The 2,866-nt window shown below is 75.7% G+C and carries 1 protein-coding gene and 1 pseudogene; both read right to left on the bottom strand.

Going from position 1 to position 2,866, the window contains the following annotated elements; genetic code table 11:
- Window positions 1-1,174, bottom strand: a pseudogene (locus tag GA0115240_RS19135) (restriction endonuclease); the annotation flags it as partial.
- Between the two features lie 80 nt (window positions 1,175-1,254).
- Window positions 1,255-2,859, bottom strand: coding sequence for an SDR family oxidoreductase (locus tag GA0115240_RS19130; RefSeq protein ID WP_093737900.1), 1,605 nt, complete (start codon window positions 2,857-2,859; stop codon window positions 1,255-1,257).
- Between the last annotated feature and the right edge of the window lie 7 nt (window positions 2,860-2,866).

Here is a 2,866-nt window from a genome sequence, read left to right as displayed (position 1 = left end):
CTCGCCGCCGTGCGAGACCACCGCCCGCCCGGCCGTGCCCGGCAGCCGGGCGGGCGGCGACCGCGGCGCGCCGGTCCGGCCGCGCGGACAGCTGCCCGCCCAGGCCGTCGACCAGGCAGTCCGCCGCGTCCACCGCGGCCAGGTTCACCGCCTCGAAGTCGGTTCTCGACACGGCGACCGCGGCCAGGAACACCGGCGTGCGGTGCCCGGTGGCCGGATCGACGTCGTCCACGAAGCCGTTGAGCACCACCGAGTCCAGCAGCTCGAACCGGTCGGCGCCGAACACCTCCCGCAGCACCAGCAGCAGGCACTGGGCCAGCAGGTCGCGGTAGGCGGCGCGGCGCTCGGTGACCGGCCTGGCCACCTCCTTGTCCCGGTCCGCGCCCGGCAGATAGCGCACCGCCGAACTCTCCGGCACCACCGAGAAGGGCGGCAGCTCCCAGTTGAGCAGCAGGCGCCGCTCCGGCGGTTCGAAGGACGCCGACACCTGACGGGGGAGTCCTTCCGGCCAGACCTGGGAGGCATAGAGCGCGGCCGTCAGGTACTCGACCACGGCGGTGGGTTCACCGCGCCGCACCGCCGTCATCGTTCGCGCGACCTCGGCGTTGTGCCGCCGGACCTCGGCCAGCCGGGCATCGGCCCACTGCCGGTACTGCTCCCGGTAGCCGGCCAGTTGCTGCTGCCGTCGCGCCTCGGCGCTCTGCGCGGCCCGCAAGTCGCTCTCGTAACGCGCCCGCGCCGCCTGCTCCTGCGCCCGTGCGCCGGAACCCAGACCCCAACCCGAGCGCTGCGCCGGCAGATACAGCTCGGCCCGCGGCATCGCGATCGGCTCGGCGAGCCGGCCCGGCGCGAAGGGCTCCAACTGCTCGGAGGCCAGCAGGGCGTCGGGCGAGAACTCCGGCGCCGAACAGCCCGAGCGCAGCAGGGCGGCCAACTCGGCCATTCTGCGGTCGAGTTCGTCGGTGCGGTCGCGGGCGTCCTGCTCCCGCCGGCCGCGGTAGGCCGCCTGCTGCTCTCGGCGGCTGAGGGACTGGGCCCGTTCGGCGGCCCGCTGCCGCCGCTCCGCCTCGCGCTGCCGCTGGGCGTCGGAGCGGTGCTGCGCCTCCACTTGGCGCTGCCGCTGCCGCTGGACGTCGGCCCACGCGGACACCGGACCGGTCGAACGACGGCTCATGACGCAGACGGCTCCCTCGCGGCGAACACCCGGTTCCCCGGGCGGTGATGGCCTCAGGACAACACAGCGTACTGCCGACATTACGGCGTCGGGCGCCCGTCGCCGCCACCGGCCCCCTCCCCGGTTCCGGCCCCCGACCTGCGCCGGGGCGCCGGCCGACGGTCCGCACCCCCGTCCGCACCCCCGGCCGGGTCCGCCGCACCCCCGTCCGTGCCCGCGGCCCGGTCGTGGCGTACCGCCGCCGCCGCGATGTTGCGGGCCATGCCGCCGAACACCGCCGCGTGGAACGGCGACACGCTCCACCAGTAGGCGTGCCCCATCAGCCCGCGCGGATGGAAGATGGCGCGCTGACGGTAGTGCGACACCCCGGGCCGGCCCGCGGGCGCGACGCACATCTCCAGCCAGGCCAGGCCCGGCAGCCGCATCTCCGCGCGCAGCCGCAGCAGCCGGCCCGGCTGGATCTCCTCCACCCGCCAGAAGTCCAGCGAGTCGCCGACCCGCAGGTGCTCCGCGTCCCGGCGCCCCCGCCGCAGGCCGACGCCGCCCACCAGCCGGTCCAGCCGGCCGCGGACCGCCCAGGCCAGCCGGAAGGAGTACCAGCCGTGCTCGCCGCCGATCCCCTCCACGACCCGCCACAGGGCCTGCGGGGAGCACCGCACGTACAGCTCCCGCACATCGGTGGAGAGGCTGCCGCCGGCCCAGTCCGGGTCGGTGGGCAGCGGGTCGCTGGGCGCGCCCGGCACCGAGGCCGACGACCAGCGGGTTTCCACCTGGGCGTCCCTGACCCGGCGCAGCGCCAGGCCCAGCGCCTGGTCGATGTCCGCGGGGCGGCCGGGCGGATCCGGTACGTAGTCGGCGATGTCGTGCTCGGCGCAGACCACCTCGTGGCGCAAGGACTCGGCCAGCGGGCGGGCGATCGAGGCCGGGACCGGGGTGACCAGGCCGACCCAGTGGCTCGACAGGCTCGGGGTGAGCACCGGCACCGGCACGATCAGCCGCGGGTTGAGGCCCGCCACCGCCGCGTACCGCCGCATCATGTCCCGGTAGGTGACCACCTCGGGGCCGCCGATGTCGAAGGTGCGGCTGACCTCGGCGGGCAGTTCCGCGCTGCCGACCAGATACCGCAGCACGTCGCGGACGCCGATCGGCTGGATGCGGGTGCGCACCCAGCTCGGCGTGACCATGACCGGCAGCCGCTCGGTGAGATAGCGCAGCATCTCGAACGACGCCGACCCGGAGCCGATGATCACCGCGGCCCGCAGCACCGCGGCCGGCACCCCGGAGCGCAGCAGGATCCGGCCGACCTCGGTGCGGGACCGCAGGTGCGGGGAGAGTTCCCGCTCCGGCACCCCGGCCGGGGTCAGGCCGCCGAGGTAGACGATCCGGCGGACACCTGCCGCCAGCGCCTGCTCGCCGAAGATCCGGGCCGCCTCCCGGTCGGTGCGCTCGAAGTCGTCGCCGCTGCCGAGCGAGTGCACCAGGTAGTAGGCGACATCGACATCGCGCATCGCCTCGGCCACCGATCCGGCGTCCAGTACATCGGAGCGGACCGTCTCCACCCGGCCCGCCCACGGGTGGTCGCGGAGCTTTTCCGGGGTCCGGGCGGCGCACCGCACCCGGTAGCCGGCGGCCAGCAGTTCGGGGACGAGCCGGCCGCCGATGTAGCCGGTGGCGCCGGTCACCAGGCCAGCG

The organism is Streptomyces sp. DvalAA-14 (genome assembly GCF_900091855.1).
In the GTDB taxonomy this organism is placed as follows: domain Bacteria; phylum Actinomycetota; class Actinomycetes; order Streptomycetales; family Streptomycetaceae; genus Actinacidiphila.
Note: the sequence above shows the minus strand (reverse complement) of the source record. Positions and strands in the feature narration are given on the sequence as shown.